General features: G+C 71.9%; 18 protein-coding genes. 10 read left to right on the top strand and 8 right to left on the bottom strand.

What is annotated here, in order from left to right:
* Window positions 1-38 precede the first annotated feature (38 nt).
* From AB0B72_RS24355 to AB0B72_RS24325, 7 genes are all read left to right on the top strand, one after another.
* Window positions 39-1067 carry a PHB depolymerase family esterase gene (locus AB0B72_RS24355; protein WP_367741226.1) on the top strand — a complete coding sequence of 343 codons (1029 nt, stop codon included), beginning with the start codon at window positions 39-41 and terminating at the stop codon, window positions 1065-1067.
* 91 nt (window positions 1068-1158) lie between these two features.
* Window positions 1159-1485, top strand: coding sequence for a YkvA family protein (locus tag AB0B72_RS24350; RefSeq protein WP_367741225.1), 327 nt, complete (start codon window positions 1159-1161; stop codon window positions 1483-1485).
* 129 nt (window positions 1486-1614) lie between these two features.
* Window positions 1615-3138 carry an ABC transporter substrate-binding protein gene (locus AB0B72_RS24345; protein ID WP_367741224.1) on the top strand — a complete coding sequence of 508 codons (1524 nt, stop codon included), beginning with the start codon at window positions 1615-1617 and terminating at the stop codon, window positions 3136-3138.
* Window positions 3139-3210: 72 nt separating this feature from the next.
* Window positions 3211-4176 carry an ABC transporter permease gene (locus AB0B72_RS24340; protein ID WP_367741223.1) on the top strand — a complete coding sequence of 322 codons (966 nt, stop codon included), beginning with the start codon at window positions 3211-3213 and terminating at the stop codon, window positions 4174-4176.
* On the top strand, window positions 4173-5036 hold the full coding sequence (locus tag AB0B72_RS24335; protein WP_367741222.1) for an ABC transporter permease: 864 nt from the start codon (window positions 4173-4175) through the stop codon (window positions 5034-5036). The genes AB0B72_RS24340 and AB0B72_RS24335 overlap by 4 nt, the downstream gene beginning before the upstream one ends.
* Window positions 5033-5845 carry an ABC transporter ATP-binding protein gene (locus tag AB0B72_RS24330; RefSeq protein WP_367741221.1) on the top strand — a complete coding sequence of 271 codons (813 nt, stop codon included), beginning with the start codon at window positions 5033-5035 and terminating at the stop codon, window positions 5843-5845. Before AB0B72_RS24335 ends, AB0B72_RS24330 begins: the two co-directional genes overlap by 4 nt.
* Window positions 5842-6660 (top strand): ABC transporter ATP-binding protein, encoded by an 819-nt coding sequence (locus AB0B72_RS24325; protein WP_367741220.1) that lies wholly within the window; start codon window positions 5842-5844, stop codon window positions 6658-6660. Before AB0B72_RS24330 ends, AB0B72_RS24325 begins: the two co-directional genes overlap by 4 nt.
* Before the next feature lie 100 nt (window positions 6661-6760).
* On the opposite strand, the gene AB0B72_RS24320 is transcribed toward AB0B72_RS24325, so the two are convergent.
* Window positions 6761-7645, bottom strand: coding sequence for a sigma-70 family RNA polymerase sigma factor (locus tag AB0B72_RS24320; RefSeq protein ID WP_367741219.1), 885 nt, complete (start codon window positions 7643-7645; stop codon window positions 6761-6763).
* 83 nt (window positions 7646-7728) lie between these two features.
* Here AB0B72_RS24320 and AB0B72_RS24315 point away from each other — a divergent pair, with 83 nt between their 5' ends.
* Window positions 7729-8178: a carboxymuconolactone decarboxylase family protein gene (locus tag AB0B72_RS24315; RefSeq protein WP_367741218.1), complete on the top strand. Its 450-nt coding sequence runs from the start codon at window positions 7729-7731 to the stop codon at window positions 8176-8178.
* 31 nt (window positions 8179-8209) lie between these two features.
* Here AB0B72_RS24315 and AB0B72_RS24310 read toward each other — a convergent pair whose 3' ends face one another.
* From AB0B72_RS24310 to AB0B72_RS24290, 5 genes are all read right to left on the bottom strand, one after another.
* Window positions 8210-9406, bottom strand: coding sequence for an amidohydrolase family protein (locus tag AB0B72_RS24310; RefSeq protein WP_367741217.1), 1197 nt, complete (start codon window positions 9404-9406; stop codon window positions 8210-8212).
* 159 nt (window positions 9407-9565) lie between these two features.
* Window positions 9566-9805, bottom strand: coding sequence for a helix-turn-helix domain-containing protein (locus tag AB0B72_RS24305; RefSeq protein WP_367741216.1), 240 nt, complete (start codon window positions 9803-9805; stop codon window positions 9566-9568).
* Entirely contained in the window at window positions 9806-10450 is a 645-nt protein-coding gene (locus tag AB0B72_RS24300) for a hypothetical protein (protein WP_367741215.1), read from the bottom strand. It abuts the gene before it with no gap.
* Between the two features lie 73 nt (window positions 10451-10523).
* Window positions 10524-11306 carry an SURF1 family protein gene (locus AB0B72_RS24295; RefSeq protein WP_367741214.1) on the bottom strand — a complete coding sequence of 261 codons (783 nt, stop codon included), beginning with the start codon at window positions 11304-11306 and terminating at the stop codon, window positions 10524-10526.
* 9 nt (window positions 11307-11315) lie between these two features.
* A complete protein-coding gene (locus tag AB0B72_RS24290) occupies window positions 11316-11819 on the bottom strand; it encodes a winged helix-turn-helix transcriptional regulator (RefSeq protein ID WP_367741213.1) in 504 nt (167 codons plus the stop codon).
* A 207-nt stretch (window positions 11820-12026) separates the two neighbouring features.
* Between AB0B72_RS24290 and AB0B72_RS24285 the strand changes: the two genes are divergently transcribed.
* Window positions 12027-12629: a TetR/AcrR family transcriptional regulator gene (locus AB0B72_RS24285; protein WP_367741212.1), complete on the top strand. Its 603-nt coding sequence runs from the start codon at window positions 12027-12029 to the stop codon at window positions 12627-12629.
* 34 nt (window positions 12630-12663) lie between these two features.
* On the opposite strand, the gene AB0B72_RS24280 is transcribed toward AB0B72_RS24285, so the two are convergent.
* On the bottom strand, window positions 12664-12981 hold the full coding sequence (locus AB0B72_RS24280) for a hypothetical protein (protein WP_367741211.1): 318 nt from the start codon (window positions 12979-12981) through the stop codon (window positions 12664-12666).
* A gap of 122 nt (window positions 12982-13103) precedes the next feature.
* On the opposite strand from AB0B72_RS24280, the gene AB0B72_RS24275 reads away from it, so the two are divergent.
* A complete protein-coding gene (locus AB0B72_RS24275) occupies window positions 13104-14573 on the top strand; it encodes a methyltransferase (RefSeq protein WP_367741210.1) in 1470 nt (489 codons plus the stop codon).
* Window positions 14574-14841: 268 nt separating this feature from the next.
* Here AB0B72_RS24275 and AB0B72_RS24270 read toward each other — a convergent pair whose 3' ends face one another.
* Window positions 14842-17856 carry a BTAD domain-containing putative transcriptional regulator gene (locus AB0B72_RS24270; protein ID WP_367741209.1) on the bottom strand — a complete coding sequence of 1005 codons (3015 nt, stop codon included), beginning with the start codon at window positions 17854-17856 and terminating at the stop codon, window positions 14842-14844.
* Between the last annotated feature and the right edge of the window lie 143 nt (window positions 17857-17999).

Raw genomic sequence — 17999 nt, 5'->3', positions numbered from 1 at the left:
GGGACGGCGGGCGGGGACTGTCGGCGACGTTGCCGAGGATGTTGCCGAGGATGCTGCCGGGGGTGCTGCCGGGGGTGCTGCTGGGTGCGGTGATCGCGTTGGCGGGGTGCTCGGCGGAGCCCTCGCCGGCCCCGGCACACCCGTCCACCGCGTCAACGGGCCCCTCCGCCGCCAAAACATCCTCCAGTGCGTCCACAGGCTGTGGAAAAACCACGCCGGTCGGCGGAAGGATCGAGGCCCGGGCTCACGGGATCGCGCTCGACTACCTCCTGACGCTGCCGGCCGGTTTCCCCAACACCGAGCCGGCGCCGCTGGTGCTCAACTTCCACGGCCTGGGGTCGAACGCCGTCCAGCAGGACGCCTACACGCGGCTGCCGATCGCCGGGTCCAACCTGGGCTATGTGATCGCCACCCCGGAGTCGGCCTCAGGGCTGCCCGGCTGGATCATCCCGGGATTCGGCAAGGGGCGGCTGAAGGACCAGCAGATCGAGATCAGGGCGGCCCGCGCGCTGCTCGACCACCTGGAGTCCACTGTCTGCGTGGACACGGCCAGGGAGTTCGCGACCGGCATGTCGAACGGCGCGGGAATGGCCGCCGCGCTCGTCTGCGGGCTCGGCGGGCGGCTCGCGGCGGTCGCGCCGGTCAGCGGGATCACCATCGCCCAGCCGTGTGCCCACCCCCGGCCCACTTCGATCATCACGTTCCACGGCACGGCCGACCAGGTGGTGCCGTTCGGCGGCGGGCAGGTGAGCCTCGGCACGCGGGTCCAGGGGTTCCAGGTGCCCGTGTGGCTGCGCAGCATCCGGCTGCCGGGCTTCGAGACCACGCTGGGCCGGTGGACCCGGGCGATGGGCTGCGGCCACGCCGCCAAGGGCAGGCCGGCCTCCGACGTGACGCTGCGGACGTTCCGCTGCGACGGCGGCGCGACCGTCGAGGCGTACGTTGTCGAGGGGGGCGGGCACACATGGCCGGGCGGCATCCGGCTCGACTCGCTGGGCAGGACGGCCAAGCTCGACGCGACCGGTCTAATCCTCCAGGCCTTCGGCCGCCACGCCGCGAGGCGCTGACCAGCGGCGCCGGTCGGGACGGAACCGAGGTGGGCCCCTGGGACGTTATCGGGACAGCACAGGGGGCAGTTGCCGTCCGGAGGTGGCCATCATGGTGAAAGCAGGACGCGCGGCCGCGACATACCGCGCCTACCGGGAGGTCTCCCGGCCCGGCTCCCCCGGCCTCGGGGCCCGTGTGCGGGCACTGCCCCGGATGCTGCGCGCGGGGATGAAGGGCCACTACCCCGGCCTCACCAAGGGGAAGCTCGCCATGCTCGGCATGGCCGTGCTGTACATCGTGTCCCCCATCGACGTCGTCCCCGACTTCCTGCTGGGCATCGGCGTGGTCGACGACTTCGGCGTCTTCCTGTGGCTGGCGACCGCGCTGCTCGGCGAGAGCGGCCGGTACGTCGACTGGGAGAGAGACGCTCATCACTGAGTTTCTGCTGGCCGAAAACCCCCTAAACTTGTAGGGTAATGTCCAAACGTCGTCAATGGTGCTGATCATAGTGCTCGGGCGACCGATCGAAACGGGCATGGGCGGTACGGCCGCCGACCAGGAGACACAGTGAACAGCAAGACGACGTCGCTGATCGGCGCCGCCATGACGCTCGCGCTCGCCATCGCCGCGTGCGGCTCGGAGACCGGCTCGCAGGCGACGGCGGCCGGGTCGTACGACGCGAACGCGACGATCGGCGTCGGGTCGCTCTACGAGCCGCAGAACCTCGACAACACGGCCGGGGGCGGCCAGGGCGTGACCGAGGCGTTCAACGGCAACGTCTACGAGGGCCTGTTCCGGCTCACCGACGACGGCAAGGTGGAGAACCTGCTGGCCACGGACCACAAGGTGAGCCCGGACGGCCTGACCTACACGTTCACCCTCCGCAGCGGGGTGAAGTTCCACTCCGGCAAGCCGCTCACCTCGGCCGACGTCAAGTACAGCATCGAGAAGGTGACCGCGGGCGACTCCCAGTCGGCACGCAAGAGCCAGCTTGAGGTGATCAAGAGCATCGACACCCCGGACGACGCCACGGTCGTGGTGAAGCTCTCCGGCAGGTCGATCTCCCTCGTCTACAACCTCAGCTACGTGTGGATCGTCAACTCCCAGGCGAAGGACCGCACGACGTCGGAGGACGGTACCGGCCCGTACAAGCTGGGGATGTGGAAGCGCGGCTCCTCGCTCACACTCGACCGGTTCCCCGGCTACTGGGGCACCCCTGCGACCAACAAGCAGGTCGTCTTCCACTACTTCACCGACGCGACCGCGCTCAACAACGCCCTGCTGACCAAGGCGGTCGACGTCGTGACCAGCGAGCAGAGCCCCGACGCTCTCGCGCAGTTCGCCGGTGGCAAGGACTACAAGGTCAACGACGGCCACTCGACGACGAAGCTGCTGCTGGCCTTCAACGACCGCAAGGCGCCGTTCGACAAGGTTCTCGTCCGCAAGGCCGTCACCTCGGCGATCGACGACAAGAAGCTGCTCAGCTCGATCTGGGGCGAGCACGGCTCGCTGATCGGCTCGATGGTGCCGCCCACCGATCCGTGGTACGAGGACCTGACCAAGGTCAACCCGTACGACCCGAACCTGGCGAAGCAGGAGCTGGCGCAGGCCGGCTACGCGAGCGGCTTCTCGTTCACGCTCGACACCCCGAACTACGACCCGCACCCCACCGTCGCGACGTTCCTGAAGTCGGAGCTGGCCAAGGTCGGGATCACGGTGAACATCAACGTCATCACCGCCGACCAGTGGTACACGAAGGTGTACAAGAACCACGACTTCGCCGCCACTCTGCAGGAGCACGTCAACGACCGTGACGTTGTCTGGTACGGCGACCCCGGCTTCTACTGGGGCTACGACAACCCGCAGGTCACCAAGTGGGTGAAGGAGGCCGAGGAGGCGGATACGGCCGACGGGCAGACGGCCCTGCTGAAGAAGGTCAACGAGCAGATCGCGGCCGACGCGGCGAGCGACTGGCTGTACCTCTACCCCCAGATCGTCGTGGCGTCGTCGTCGCTGACGGGCTACCCCGTCAACGGGCTGAACTCCCAGTTCTACGCCTTCGGCATCAAGAAGACCGGCACGACGGGCTGACCCGCCGGCCCCGCTCTCTCCGGGGCCCCTGGGCGCTGTACCTCCTCCTGCTCTCCACCGATCGGTCCTCCCATGGCTGTCTACCTGCTCCGCCGGACGGCGTTCCTCGTCGTGTCGCTGTTCCTGGCAGGCGTGGTGCTGTTCCTGCTGCTGCGCCTGCTGCCGGGCGACCCGGCGAACTCGCTGCTGTCCGTCGGGGCGACGCCGGACCAGATCGCCGCCGCCAGGCACCAGATCGGCACGGACCGGCCGCTACCCGAGCAGTTCGCCTCATGGCTGGGCCAGATGGCCACCCTGAGCCTCGGCACGTCGTTCGTCAGCACGCTGCCCGTCGGCCCGGAGATCGCCGCACGACTCGTGGTGACGGTCCCGCTCACCCTGCTGGCCTTCCTGCTGGCGGTCGTGATCGCCGTACCGGTCGGCTTCGTCGCCGCCCACCGGGCGGGCACCTGGTACGGATCCCTGCTGAGCGCGCTGTCGCAACTGGGCGTCGCCGTGCCGGTCTTCTGGGTCGGCATGCTCCTGATCACCGTCTTCTCGATCTCGCTCGGAGTGCTGCCGGCCGGGGGCTTCCCCACCGACGACTGGGCGAGCCCGGGTGACGCGCTCACCTCGCTGGCGCTGCCGACCGTGACCATCGCGCTGGTGATGTCGGCTTCACTGATCCGCTACGTCCGCTCCGCCGGCCTCGACGTCCTCGGCAGCGACTACCTGCGCACGTCCCGGGCGCTCGGCTCCTCGTTCACGATGGCGATGTGGCGGCACGGCCTGCGCAACGCGATCGTCCCCGTCGTCTCGATCCTGGGCATCGAGCTCGCCACCACGTTCCTCGGCGCCGTCGTGGTGGAGAGCGTGTTCGCCCTGCCGGGGCTGGGCAGCATGCTCGTCAAGGGCTTCGCGCAGCACGACTACCCGGTCATCCAGGGGATCCTGGTCGTCAGCACCTTCGCCGTACTGATGATCGGGTTCGCCGCCGACGTGGTGCAGCGGCTCATCGATCCCCGGCTGCGCCGTTCGCTCGCGAGGGACGCCGGATGAGCGCGGTGGATGCCGGGATGAGCGCGGTGGAGGCGGACGGCCGCCGGGTGCCGCGATCGGTGACGCTCCTGACCGGCTGCGTCCTGGCCGGGCTGATCGTCGCCGTCGCGGCCGTGTCGCTGCTGTGGGTGCCGTACGCCCCGGAGGACACCTCTGGGGGCCGGTTGACGCCTCCCGGGCTGCCGCACCTGCTGGGGACCGACAAGCTCGGCCGCGACCTGCTCACCCAGCTCATGATCGGCGCACGGGTGGCGCTGGAGGCGGGGGCCGGGTCGGTGGTGATCGGCGGCGTCGTGGGCCTCGCCGGCGGCCTGGCAGCGGGCTTCGCCACCCGGTGGCTGGACGACACGATCTCGGCCTTTCTCGACATCCTCATCGCCTTCCCCACGGTGTTGGTGGCCATGCTCGTCACCGCCGCGCGGGAGGCGTCACTCGGCTCGGCGATCATCGCGATCGGCCTGGCGATGTCCGCGATCGTGGCCCGGCTGACCCGGGTGCTCGTCAAGCGCGTGCTCGCGCAGGACTTCATCACGGCCTCGCGGACCTCGGGGACGTCGTGGCCCCGCATCGTCGCCGAGCACGTGCTGCCGAACATCTGGCCGACGCTGTCGGTCAACCTGGCGCTGCAGTTCGGCCTGGCCGTGCTGGCGGAGGCGAGCCTGTCCTATCTCGGGCTGGGCGCGCCGCCCCCGAACGCCTCCTGGGGCCGGATGCTGCAGGAGGCCCAGGCGAGCGTCTTCATCGCCCCGCTCGGCGTAATCGCCCCCGGCGTCCTGCTCGTCGTGCTCGTCATCGGGGTCAACCTGATCGCGGACGGCGTCCGCGACGTGGCCGACCCGACCCGGAGGAGGGCGCGGTGAGCCTGCTCGACGTCGCCGGGCTCGGCGTCCGCTCGGCGGACGGCCGCGACCTGCTGTCGGACGTGTCGTTCTCCCTCGACGCGGGCGGCCGGCTCGGCCTGATCGGCGAGTCCGGCTCGGGGAAGTCGCTGACGGCCCTGGCCGTGATGGGGCTGGCGCCTCCCGGAATGACCGTGTCGGGCAGCGTGGCCGTCGATGCCCCGGGGCTCGGCCGTACCGAGATCGTGGGCGCGGGGGAGCGGCGGCTGAACCGGCTGCGCGGCCGCGCCACCAGCGCCGTCTTCCAGGAGCCGCTCACGGCCCTCGACCCGCTGATGCGGGTGGGCCGCCAGGTCTGCGAGCCGCTCCGCCGCAGGCGTGGCCTGCGCGGGCGGGCCCTGCGCGAGGCGGTGGTGGCGGCGCTGGAGGAGGTGCGGCTGCCCGATCCCGTACGGGTCGCCAAGGCCTATCCTCATGAGATCTCCGGAGGCCAGCGGCAGCGGGTGGCCATCGCCATGGCCCTCGCCTGCGACCCGGCCCTGCTCATCGCCGACGAGCCCACCACGGCCCTCGACGTGACCGTGCAGGCCGAGATCCTCTCGCTGCTCGACGGCCTGGTCGCCGAGCGGGGGATGGCACTGCTGTTCATCAGCCACGACCTCGCGGTGGTCTCACGGGTCACCGACCGGGTCCTCGTGCTCAAGGACGGCCGGGTCGTGGAGTCGGGGCGCGTCGAGGACGTGGTGGAGGCGCCGAGTCATCCGTACACCAGGGACCTCGTGGACAGCGCGCGGCACCTGGACGGCGCGCTGGACTGGAGGACCCCATGATCCGGCCGGAGACTCCGCCCGCGCCGGACCCGGTTCTTGAGGCGCGGGACGCCGGCTTCGCCTACGGCCGTTCGGCGCCCGTGCTCACCGGCGTCTCGGTCGCCGTGACGCCAGGGCGCGGCCTCGCCCTGGTCGGGGAGTCGGGGGCGGGCAAGACCACGCTGCTGCGCCTGCTGCTGGGGCTGGCCCGGCCCACCAGCGGGCGGATCCTCTACGAGGGTGAGGACCTCGCGCCGCGCGACCGGGCACGGATGCGGCACTTCCGGCGGGGGGTGCAGACCGTGTTCCAGGATCCCTACTCGTCCCTCGACCCCCGCCAGCGGGTGGGCAGGATCGTCTCCGAGCCGCTGCGCTCGCTCGGCCTGCTGGACGGCCTGCCGTCGCGCGACAGGCGGAAGGAGACGGACGTTCGCGTCGCCGCGGCCCTGTACGCGGTCGGCCTGCCCGAGGACGCGGCGAGCAGGTATCCGCATGAGTTCTCCGGAGGGCAGCGGCAGCGGGTGGCGATCGCCCGGGCGATCGTGTGCGAGCCGCGCGTCCTGCTCGCCGACGAGCCCGTCAGCGCGCTGGACGTCACCACGAGGGTGCGCGTCGTCGACCTGCTGGCGGAGCTGCGCGAGACCCGGGCGCTGACGGTGGTGATGGTCTCGCACGACCTCACGGTGGTGGCCACGTTGTGCCAGGAGGTGGCCGTGCTGGAGCGGGGCCGGATCGTGGAGCAGGGCGGCACCGCCCAGGTGCTCGGCTCTCCCCGGCACCCCTACACGCGCCGGCTCATCGGCAGCGTGCCCCGGCTGCCCCCGCGCAGACGCTAGGGCTTCAAACCGGTTGGAAGGCCTCGGCCCCACAAGACGGCTTCGCACAGACGAAGGCGCGGGTAGCTCGCAATGCCGCGATCTCATGCTCGGCAGTGACTCACCCCGGATCCGGCAGGTCCGTCGACGCGAGCTTGGCCGGGTCGATCACGCTCGTGATGGCGACGATCCGGCCGTCGACGACGGTGAACGCCATGACCGAGAGCGGAGCTCCGTCCTCGCGCCAGGCGACGAACCCGGGAAGGCCGTTGACGAGCACCGCTCGCCCCCGCGCGGCTGTGCCGGCGGCGACTCGCGCGGTTGCGCCGGCGGCGACCTTGGTGGCGCCGAGGATGACGACCACGCCGTCGGAGGCGTCGACGGTCAGCCTCACCTCCGGGTCGAGCACGCGCAGCAGGCCCTCGAAGTCGCCGCGGCGAGCCGCCGCCAGGAAAGCCTGGACCACCTCGCGCTGCTCCCGTCCGGCGGCCGTCGGCCGCTCGGTCGCCCGCACCTTCCTTCGTGCGCGGCTGGCGAGCATCTTGGTGGCGTCCGCGGACCTGCCGAGGATCTGGCCGATCTCGTCGAACGGCACCGCGAACAGGTCGTGCAGCACGAACGCCAGCCGCTCGCCCGGCCCGAGCGACTCCAGGACGACCAGGAGCGCGAGCCCGACCGAGTCGGCGAGCGCCACGTCGTCCTCCGGCGCGAGGCTGTCGTCGACCGTCACGACGAGATCGGGCAGCCGGTCGTCGTAGGACGCCTCAGGGCGGGCCTGGCGTGATCGCAGGACGTCGAGACTGATCCGGCCGACCACCGTGGTCAGCCAGCCGGCGAGGTTGTGGATGGTCGCCGTGTCCTGACGGGAGAACCGCAGCCAGGCCTCCTGGACCACGTCCTCGGCGTCGGCATGCGAGCCGAGCATGCGGTAGGCGACCGCGCGCAGCCGGTCGCGCTGGGCCTCGAACGCCTCGCCCACCGGGTCCGCCGGGCTGGTGTCGGACATGTTGTTACCTTCCTCGGATCCGCTCCGTCATAGGTCATGACGGGCCCGGACGGGCACAGGTAACCGATGAGGGAGCAAGACCGATGGAAGCACGCATGAAGAGCCGGGCGAACGCCGACGTGATGACGGCCATCCAGCACCTCCACAAGGCGATCCACGCCGGTGGCGTCGACCAGCGCCTACTCGGGCTGGTCCACTTGCGTGCCAGCCAGATCAACGGCTGCAGCCCGTGTGTCTTCGCCGCGACCGCGACGGCCAAGAAGCACGGGGAGACCGACGAGCGGCTGCACAACGTGGTCGCCTGGCGTGAGACGCCGTTCTTCACCGAGGCGGAGCGGGCGGCGCTCGCGCTGACCGAGGCCGCCACCCGGATCCAGGACGGCGCGCCGGGTGTGACCGACGAGATCTGGGACGCCGCCGCGGCCCACTTCGACGACGAGCAGCTGTCCGCGCTCACCCTGGAGATCGCGCTGACCAACTTCTTCAACCGGATCAACCGCACGATTCGGGAGCAGGCCGGCAAGAGCTGGTGAGCCGATGGCATGACCCCTGTGCGTACAGGTCCTAGATCTCCTCCTGCCGGAGCCACGCGCGGGAGGGCAGCGGATGGCCGAAGAGCCGGGCGGCGTTGCCGTACGCGACGCGGGCGATGTCGGCGGGCGGGAGGCTGCCGAGGTTGCGCGCCACCGTGCGCTGGGTGTCGGGCCAGGTGGACTCGGCGCGCGGGTAGCCGCTCTCCAGCAGCACGTGCTCCATGCCGACCGCCAGCCGGACCGCGCCGAGGGCGTTGTCGTCGAGCGTGCCGAAGTAGAAGTTGCGGCGCAGCACCTCGCTCGGCTTGAGGCCGCCCTCCCAGCTCGCCTCGCCCGCGACGGGGTGGTCGAGCGCGTAGTCGGCGCGCTCGGCCAGCATAGGCAGCCAGCCGACGCTGCCCTCCACGATCAGGATGCGCAGCGCGGGGAAGCGCAGCGCGATCCCCGACCAGAGCCAGTCGGCGCAGGCGAACATCGCCGACGCCGGGATCAGCGTGGTGATGGCCTCGATCGGGGTGTCGGGCGACGGCACCGGCGCCCAGGACGAGGCGCCGGTGTGCAGGCACACGACCGTGCCGGTCTCCTCGCAGGCGGCGAAGAACGGGTCCCAGTGGCCGGTGTGGATGGACGGCAGCCGCAGCCGCGTGGGGAACTCGGGGAACACGACGGCCTTGAAGCCCCGGGCGGCGTTGGCCCGGATCTCCTTGGCGGCCGTGTCGGGGTCGAGCAGCCAGGGAAGCTGCAGCGCGATCATACGCTCGGGGTAGGTGCCGGCCCACACGTCGACGTGCCAGTCGTTCCAGGCCCGCAGGAGGGCCAGCCCAAGGTCCTGGTCACGGGTGCGGGAGAAGAGCACGCCGGCCTGGTTGGCCAGCATGCCGGGGAAGCACAGGGCCGCCCAGATGCCGGCGCGGTCCATGTCGCCGATCCGCGCCTCGATGTCGTAGCAGCCGGGACGCATCTCCTCGAAGCGGACGGGGTCGAGCGTCCACTGCTCCTTGGGCAGGCCCGCCCCGACGTCCACACCCGCGCAGGGGTAGGTGGCGCCGCCGTACCGCCAGACCTGGTGCCCGGCGTCGGTCTCCACGACCTTCGGCGCGTGATCCTTGTACTTGTCGGGCAGGCGGTCCTCGAAGAGGTCGGCCGGCTCGATCAGATGATCATCGGCCGAAATGATCACGTAGTCCCGCCGCCTCGGCTCTGGGTCGGGATGCAGCGGCGTCGTCACGGTAGTAAACGGTACGGCCAAGGGATAACACCGAACAAGCTGCAAGGTCTCCGGTTGGTATCCGTTCGCTCACCTTGTGATGCCAGGGACGTCACAGCCCGTGATGACCGCGGGTGCGGGCGGCTGTCCGAGGCGCGGCGTGCCTGGTGGCGGGCCTGTTCAGGCATCCGGCGGGAGCGCGGAGTAGCGAAGCAGGTCGCCCGGCTGGCATTCGAGGACCTCGCACAGCCTCGTCAGGGTGGAGAACCGGATGGCCTTGCCCTTGCCGGTCTTGAGGATCGACAGGTTGGCGATGGTGACCTCCACCCGGTGGGACAGCTCGGTCAGCGTCATGCCGCGCCGCGCGAGCAGCTCGTCGAGCCGGACGTCGATGTGCCCGCTCGCCTCGATCGGCGGCAATCAGATCGTGCCTTCCAGCTCGTCCAGCATGACGAGACCCCGCCGGACCACCTCTGCCACGACGAACGCCCCCATTCCCATCATCAGCGCGAGCACCGGCGGCTCGATCATGCCCGGCACCGCAGACGCGTGGACCATCAACATGTGGGCCGCCACGGTCCTGGCCGCGAAGTCCAGGACGAACGCCCCGGCAGACCCGATCATGAGGATCGTCCCGATCCTACGCAGGCGGACGACGGTTTCGGCGGAGAACAGCAGCCTGTCTCCGGCGACGCCCGCGGCCGTGATGCGCTGCAGCAGGAACAGCACCGCCAGCACGGTCGCCGTGCCGGGCACCCAGGTGAACAGCTGCAGCACGGCCAGCAGGGGAGCGTGCTCGGGATCGTTCAGCGTGAGACTGATCGTGGCGTCCACCTGGCGGACGCCGGGCTGGACGACGCCGTCGAGCAGCACCCGCGCGTCGGGGGCCCACAGGCCCCTGAAGCCGTAGGCGTTGGGCCAGGGGAGCGCCATCGCCGCGGTGTTCACCAGTCCGAGCACGGCGCCGATGACTCCGAGGGCGAGGATCGTGGTGACCAGCCCGTTGAGCCGTGAGATCCACTTACCGTCGGACGGGGGCGCCGGTGTGGTGCGGGAAGCGCTCATCGTGGAATCCCCCTTATCGATTATCGATGCATCTCTTTCACGGTAACATCGAAAAACGATAAAACAAGGGCCGTCAGGCGGGGGAGCCGGCCGGGTGAGCGGTCTGCTCGGCGGCCTGGAGATCGCGGGCCTCGCGGCGGATCAGCAGCGCCCATCCGCCGACGGCGATGCCGATGAACAGCCACCACTGGATGGCGTACGCCAGGTTGAGCCCTCCGCCGCCGCCCACGTCCGGCGGGGGGAGCGGGTCGGGGGCCGGGCTCGCCTGAGGCCGCTGCGCGGTCAGCTCGACGAAGCCGCCGAAGAGCGGGTGCGCCATTCCCTTGCCGATGTCCGCCGTGTTGATGATCAGCACCTGGCCGCGCGGCAGGCCGGACCGGTTCCGGATGCCGCTGTTGTCCTCGGTCTCGGCCGGGCGCAGCCGCCCGGTCACCGTCACGTCGCCCGCGGGCGGCGGGGGCACCGGGGGATGGGCGTCCGGTGTGGCACCGGGCGGGACCCATCCGCGGTTCACCAGGACCGCCCCTGCCGGGGTGACCAGCGGGGTCACGACGTAGAACCCCACCTGGCCGTTCTGGGTGCGCCTGCGCACCACCACCTCGCCCCCCTGGTCGTACCGGCCGGTGGCGGTGACCAGCCGGTAGCGGTCCGCCTCGGGTACGGCGGCGCCCACCGCGTCGAGCCGTCCGATGGGAACCGGCGCCGCGGCGAGGTTGGCGTTGATGGCGACGCTGGCGGCCGACCGCTGCTCGAAGCGTCCCCACTGCCATCTCCCCAGGAAGAGGAAGGAGGGGATCAGCGCGAGGACGAGCAGGTGGAACCCGACCCAGCGCGGGGTGAGCAGGAACCGGTACACGTGACCAGCCTAGGCAGCCCCTGGTGTGGTCGTGCTTCCAGCACCGGGCGTTCCGGCGTTCAGGCGGAGGCCGGGGCCCGGGCGCGGTGTGATCTCGCGCGGCCCGGCCACCTCGTGGCCTTCCTCGCAGGTCATGCGCAGGGATACGGGTGCGCCGCAGCCCCGGTGGGTCACGAGGACCGGCGGTCCCTCGGGATCGGCCATGTGCCGGTCGCCCCAGTGCATCATCGAGATGAGGATGGGATGGAGGTCCAGGCCCTTCTGGGTGAGGCGGTACTCGTCACGCTGCCGCTGGCCGGGCTCCTGGTAGGGCACCTTCCGCAGCAAGCCCTCCTCGACCAGCCTCGCCAGCCGGGCGCTGAGCACCTGGCGCGGGGCGCCGGTCAGGGCCTGCAGGTCGGCGAACCGCCGCACGCCGTTGAACGCCTCGCGCAGCACGAGGAACGTCCACTTCTCGCCGAGCACGGCGAGGGTCCGCTCGATGGAGCAGTTGTCCACCCGAAAGCGCCGCATGTCACGCATCGTATGCAATACCTTCCGCCCGATCTAAGTCTATTTCGCGTACTCAGGAATCGGTGTGAGCGGTGTCGGCGCCCGGTTCGCGTCCGCGGCGCGACGGGCGCGGCCGGATGCGACAATGGAGGTCGAATCCCGGTCCGTGACGGTCGGAGCTGGCCTCATGTTTGCAGAACAAGGTTCTGTTGGGTCACCATTGACCGTGTGACGAGCACGAGGAACGGACGGGACGGACGGACGAGGATCATCGAGGGCGCGCTGCGCCGGTTCAGCCAGAGCGGTGTCTCCGCGACCACGCTCGCCAGCCTCCGTGAGGAGAGCGGCGTCAGCGTCGGCAGTTTCTATCACCACTTCGCGAGCAAGGAGCACGTCTTCGGCGTGCTGTACGCCCAGACGCTCCAGGCGTACCAGGACGCGTTCCTCGCGGAGCTGACCCAGCATGAGGACGCCAGGGGCGGCATCGAGGCCATCGTGACGCTTCACATGGCCTGGTGCGGGGACAACCCGGAGCGCGCACGGCTGCTGATCAGCGAGCGCCCGCCCCGCCGCAACGAGCCCGGCGGCCCTGAGGTCGCCGACTCCCGGCGCGCCTTCCTGCGCCAGGTGGCCGACTGGTGGCGGCCGCACATGAAGGACGGCGTGCTCCGGCCGGTCCCGGCGACGCTGTGCTACGTGCTGTGGCTCGGCCCGGCCCAGGAGATGTGCCGCCTGTGGTTCGCCGGCGCGCACCAGCCGACCGAGGAGGAGATCGGCAGCCTCGGCGAGGCCGCCTGGAACAGCCTGCGGATGCCGTCCGCTGAGCGCTGACGCCGGCGATCCCCGGGCGTTCGCCCCCCTCGCGTCAGCAGGCCGCCCCGCAGACGAGGTGCAGCTCGCGGGTGCGGATCCGCCAGACCTTGCCGTCCAGGCAGATCTCCAGCCGCAGGTCGTGGCGGCGCCGCCGCATGCCGGGCACCCGGATCCGGTCCTGCACGTCGTACCGCCCCTGTCGCACGTAGCCGAACGCCAGCTCGCCGGGGAAGACGCGGATCTCGTCCCGGTTGCCGCAGCGCGGGCACGTCCAGGCCACCAGGTCCCTGCTGCGGTTGTAGTCGTGGCAGGCGCGGAAGTAGTCGTCCGGAGGGAATCGGGATTCGCAGGCAAGGCAGGGGATCATCATCACGGGGTCCTCGCTGAGGGCGGCTACCGTCCAGGAGTACGCCCGCCCGCTTGAACCCCGCTTGCGAGCCACTTACAGCCGAAGCCTGCTGACGGGCCGCCGCCACGCGATAGATTCGTTCCGTGGACGCCCCATCTGAGCTGGTGCGACGGCTTCGTGACAGGTTCGCCCAGACCGGTTACACGACCGAGGGCGTGCGCGAGCGCCTCGGCGAGACGGCTGTCGCGGCCCTGGAACGCGAGGAGATCGTGCCCGCCCTGCGCGCGACGCGGGACGGCGACCCCCTCGCCACGCTCGTCCGCCTGTGGTGGCTGGGCGCGCCGGTGAGCATGGCCGCCGCCGACCTGCCGCTGCACGACCTGATCGAGGCCGGCCTGCTCGTGCGGCTCGGCGACTCCGTCCAGGCGACGGTCCACGTGCGCCCCTGGGACACGCGTACGGGTGAGGCGGCGTGGGTGGTCTCCGACCGCAAGGTACGGCCGGGCGACCCGTCGATCCGGGCCGACCACGTCGTCGGCGCGGGAGGCGCCTCGGCGAGCCTGGCGCAGCTCGGATGGACGGCGCCGGTCGGCCGGGCGCTCGACCTGGGCACCGGCTGCGGCGTCCAGGTGCTGCACCTCGCCGGGCGCGCGGACCGGATCGTCGCGACCGACGTGAACCGCAGGGCCCTGCGGCTGGCCCGGCTGAGCTGGGGCCTGTCCGGGGTGCCCGAGGTCGACGCCCGTGAAGGGTCGATGTACGACCCGGTGGCCGGCGAGCGGTTCGACCTGGTCGTCTCCAACCCGCCGTTCGTGATCTCCCCCGCGCTCCGGTACGCCTACCGGGAGTCGGACTTCCAGGCCGACGACTTCTGCCGCGAGCTCGTCCGGCTGGCGCCCCGCCACCTGGAGCAGGGCGGGCACGGCCGGTTCCTGGCCAACTGGCTCCACGTGAAGGGCGAGGACTGGCAGGACAGGGTGGGCGGCTGGCTGACCGGGACCGGCTGCGACGGATGGGCCGTGCAGCGCGACGTCCAGGACCCCGCCGAGTACGTCGAGCTGTGGCTGCGCGACTCCGCCGAGCAGGGCACGCCGGCCTACCGGGACCGGTACGACGAGTGGCTCGCGTGGTTCGAGTCGATGGACGTGACCGGCGTCGGGTTCGGCTGGATCGCCCTGCACCAGTCGGGGGCGCTCGACCCGGTGGTCCGGGTGGAGGAGCTGCCCCAGCAGGTGGAGCCGCCTGTCGGGGCCCTGGTGGACGACGTGCTCCAGGCCGCCAGGACGGCGCACCGCATCACGGACGACGCCCTGCTCGACGCCGCGCTGCTGATCGCCGAGGGGGTCGTGGAGGAGCGGATCGGCCCGCCGGGGGCAGACGACCCGTCGCGGATCCTCCTGCGGCAGACCGGCGGGCTCCGCCGTACCGTCCCGGTGGGCACGGTGGAGGCGGCCCTCGCCGGGGTGTGCGACGGCGACCTGCCCACCCGCCCGCTGCTCGCCGCGATCGCGGAGCTCATCGGGGAGGACCCGGAGGCGCTGCCCGCCCGGGCGACCGGCGCCCTGCGCTCCCTGGTCGCCGGGGGTTTCCTGCGCGTTGCAAGCCCGCGTTGATCGGACGTTGACCGGGATGCGCGACTGTGGGTTCCATGCGCGGGTCAGGGGGATTCGGATCCGCGCCCAGTCCGGCCGGTCGTCAACGTGAGGCGGCGAGCCGTCACCTGGCGCTCCGGAATAGACCGGGCCCCCTGCGCGCCGGGTGCGGCAGGCGGCCGGCCGGACGCGGCACCGGTCCGCGCGGGCGATGGGGCTCCGCGGACACCCACGTGAGCGGAGAACATCAGTGATCAACCACATCCGGATGACGCGGCTCGACGACGACCTACGTCTCGACCTGGTCGAGCTCGGCGATGACCTTCCGGATGTCGTCGGCCTCCGGGGAGCCGAGCCGGCTGAAGAGGTCGAGGGCCTGGGCTAGGGCCTCCCTGCCCCTGCGGGCCTCGCCCAGGCCGCGCAGCGCCCGGCCCAGCGCGGCCAGGGACTGCGCCTCGCCGTACGGATGGGTGATCTCCCGGCTGACGGTCAGCGCCTGCTCGGCGTGCCGTACGGCCTCGGCGAACCGCCCGGCGGCGATGAAGGTGGCGGCGAGCCGGTAGCACACCCGCTGCTCCCAGACCCGCTGGTTGCTCGCGCGGAAGAACTCCAGGCACTCGGCGTGGTGGACGACGGCCTCGTTGAGCCGGCCGACGTAGGACAGCACGATGCCGAGGTGGTAGCGCGCCCGGGCGACTCCGGCGCCGCTGCCGATCTCGGAGAAGATCGTCAGGCCGCGCTCGGACGCGGCGATCGCCTCCTCGGGGTGGCCGAGCCCCAGGTGATCGCGGGCCGAGTAGCTCAGCACCAGCGCCTCGCCCGCCGGGTTGCCGACCTCGCGGTAGATCGCGGTCGCCCGCTCGAACCAGTCGAGGGCCTCGTTGTGGCGGCGCCGGCGCCCGGCCACCACCGCCAGCGCGTTGCACGTCTCGCCGAGCACGATGTGGTCGCCGGTCTCCTCGCCGAGCTCCCGCGCGGCCAGGAACTGCTCCTCGGCCTCGGCCAGGCGGTTGGCCCCGAACATCACCCGGCCGAGCACGTACCGGCAGCGCATCTCGCTGCGCCGGTCGCCCGCCCGCTGGGCGGCGGCGAGCAGCGCCGACCCCCGCCGGTCGAACTCCCGCTGGGCGGTCCCCGACTCGAGCAACGGCTCCAGCGCCAGCAGCAGGTCGGCCGCCGGGAGGAGGTCGGCCTGCTCCGCCGGCTGCTCCGCGGCCTGGCCGACCGCGGCGAACATGTCCTCGGCCTCGACCGACAGCCAGGCCACCGCGTCGTCGGCGGAGGCGAAGACGTGGCCCCGCACACCCGTGTCGAGGAGGTTGTCGGCGACGGCGCTCCCCTCGTACGCAAGCCGGTGGGCCGATCGGCCCGACGCCAGGTAGAAGCCCAGCAGCCGCCGGAGGGCGAGCGCGCGGGCCGCGGGCTCGTCGGCCTCCTCGGCCTGGCGGCGGGCGAAGAGCTTGAGCAGGTCGTGGAAGCGGTACCGGCCCGGGGCCGGCGCTTCGAGCAGGCTGGCGTCGACCAGCGACTCCAGCACCTCCTCCGCCTCGAACGGCGGCAGATCCAGCACGGCCGCCGCGGCGAGCACCGAGATGTCCGATCCCGCCGGCAGCGACAGCAGGCGGAAGGCCCGCGCCTGGCCGGGCTCAAGCTGGCCGTACCCGAGGGCGAAGGTCGCGGAGACGGCGAGGTTGCCGATCTTCATCTCGTCGAGGCGCCGCCGTTCGTCGGCCAGCCGGGGGACGAGGGAGGCGACCGTCCAGGAGGGGCGGGACGCGAGCCGGGAGGCCACGATGCGGACCGCGAGCGGCAGGAAGCCGCATGCCGCCACCACGTCCATCGCGGCGGCCCGCTCGGACGCCACGCGCTCCTGCCCGGCGACGGCGGCCATCAGCGCGAGGGCCTCGTCGGGCTCCATGACGTCGAGGTCGATGAGGCGGGCCGAGGGCAGGTCGGCCAGCTTCCCCCGGCCGGTGATGATCGCCGCGCAGCCCGAGGTGCCGGGCAGCAGGTGCTCGACCTGCTCGGCGTCCCTGGCGTTGTCGAGCAGCACGAGCATGCGGCGGTCGGCCAGCAGCGACCGGAACAGGGCGGACCGTTCCGCGAGGCCGTCGGGGATGACGTCGACCGGGATGCCGAGGGCACGCAGGAACGCGACCAGCGCGGTCTCCGGCGACGTCGGCTCGGCGCCGTAGCCGCGCAGGTCGGCGTAGAGCTGGCCGCCGGGGAACAGGTCGCCGGCCAGGTGGGCCACGTGGACGGCCAGGGTGGTCTTGCCCACGCCGCCGATGCCGGACATGGCGGCGATCGGCATGCCGCCGCCCGCACCCTCCCCGCTCAGCAGCGCGAGCAGCCGGTGGACGAGCCCGGCGCGGCCGGTGAAGTCGCCGGCGGCGGCCGGGAGCTGCGCGGGCCGCGGCATCTCGATCGACGGCTCGACGGTCTCGGGCGAGGCGTCCGCGGCGGCGGCCTCCGGCTCGGACGCGGCGAGCCGTACGGGCTCGGGAGGACGGCCGGGGGCGAGCTCGGGGTCGGCGGCGAGGATGCGGCGGTGCAGCCGGGTCAGCTCGGCGCCGGGCTCGATGCCCAGCTCCTCCACGAGCGCCTGCCGGGTCTCGGTGAAGACCGACAGGGCTTCGGCCTGCCGTCCGCAGCGGTAGTAGGCGAGCATGAGCTGGGCCCGCAGCCGCTCGCGCAGCGGGTGCTCCGCGGCGAGCGCGATCAGCTCCGAGATGACCTCGGCGTGCCGGCCCAGCTCCAGATCGAGCTCCATCAGCGCCTCGACCGTTCCGATGCGCCGCTCCACGAGCCGGTCGCGCTGGTGGTCGGCGTACGGCCCGACCGCGCCGCCGAGGGGCTCGCCCGCCCACAGGGCGAGGGCGGCGCGCAGGTTGCGGGCGGCCTCCTCGGCCCTGCCGGCCTTGCGGGCGGCGTCCGCCGCCGCGCATTCGCGCTCGAAGACGCCGAGGTCGAACCGGTCGGTCTCCAGGCGCAGGGCGTAACCGCGGCCGACCGAGGTGAGCAGCTCAGGGCGGGTGCGCGGCGAGCGGTCGGGCTCCAGGACCGTCCGCAGCCGGGAGACGTAGGTGCGCAGCGCGCCGAGGGCGCGGGGAGGCGCGTCCTCTCCCCAGACACCGTCGATCATCTCGGTGGGGGTGACGGCGCGGCCCTCGCGGAGCAGCAGTATCGCGAGGATGGAGCGTTGCAAGGGGGTACCGAGGTCGAGCTCCCGGCCGCCCCGCCATGCGACGACGGGTCCGAGTACGGCGAAGCGCAGGCCGTCCTCTGTGGCGTGACCAGGCATGGGCCCATTTCTCCCAATGGAAAGTTAGTCGGCCAATGATAGATCGAACCGCACGTCGCCCATAGGGAGCGATTCCACAGTTAACTTCCCGTTCAGACGGCTGAAAGTGAGGTGCAAAGCGCTGTCGGCGCTCTGAAAGCCGC

It is taken from the genome of Microbispora sp. NPDC049125 (assembly GCF_040802045.1).
Taxonomy (GTDB): Bacteria; Actinomycetota; Actinomycetes; order Streptosporangiales; family Streptosporangiaceae; genus Microbispora.
Note: the sequence above shows the minus strand (reverse complement) of the source record. Positions and strands in the feature narration are given on the sequence as shown.

Coding starts and splice junctions, on each gene's coding strand:
- AB0B72_RS24315 (WP_367741218.1), top strand. CDS start 7,729: ATGGAAGCACGCATGAAGAGCCGGGCGAACGCCGACGTGATGACGGCC.
- AB0B72_RS24280 (WP_367741211.1), bottom strand. CDS start 12,981: ATGATGATCCCCTGCCTTGCCTGCGAATCCCGATTCCCTCCGGACGAC.
- AB0B72_RS24325 (WP_367741220.1), top strand. CDS start 5,842: ATGATCCGGCCGGAGACTCCGCCCGCGCCGGACCCGGTTCTTGAGGCG.
- AB0B72_RS24355 (WP_367741226.1), top strand. CDS start 39: ATGTTGCCGAGGATGCTGCCGGGGGTGCTGCCGGGGGTGCTGCTGGGT.
- AB0B72_RS24335 (WP_367741222.1), top strand. CDS start 4,173: ATGAGCGCGGTGGATGCCGGGATGAGCGCGGTGGAGGCGGACGGCCGC.
- AB0B72_RS24270 (WP_367741209.1), bottom strand. CDS start 17,856: ATGCCTGGTCACGCCACAGAGGACGGCCTGCGCTTCGCCGTACTCGGA.
- AB0B72_RS24340 (WP_367741223.1), top strand. CDS start 3,211: ATGGCTGTCTACCTGCTCCGCCGGACGGCGTTCCTCGTCGTGTCGCTG.
- AB0B72_RS24350 (WP_367741225.1), top strand. CDS start 1,159: ATGGTGAAAGCAGGACGCGCGGCCGCGACATACCGCGCCTACCGGGAG.
- AB0B72_RS24300 (WP_367741215.1), bottom strand. CDS start 10,450: ATGAGCGCTTCCCGCACCACACCGGCGCCCCCGTCCGACGGTAAGTGG.
- AB0B72_RS24320 (WP_367741219.1), bottom strand. CDS start 7,645: ATGTCCGACACCAGCCCGGCGGACCCGGTGGGCGAGGCGTTCGAGGCC.
- AB0B72_RS24290 (WP_367741213.1), bottom strand. CDS start 11,819: ATGCGGCGCTTTCGGGTGGACAACTGCTCCATCGAGCGGACCCTCGCC.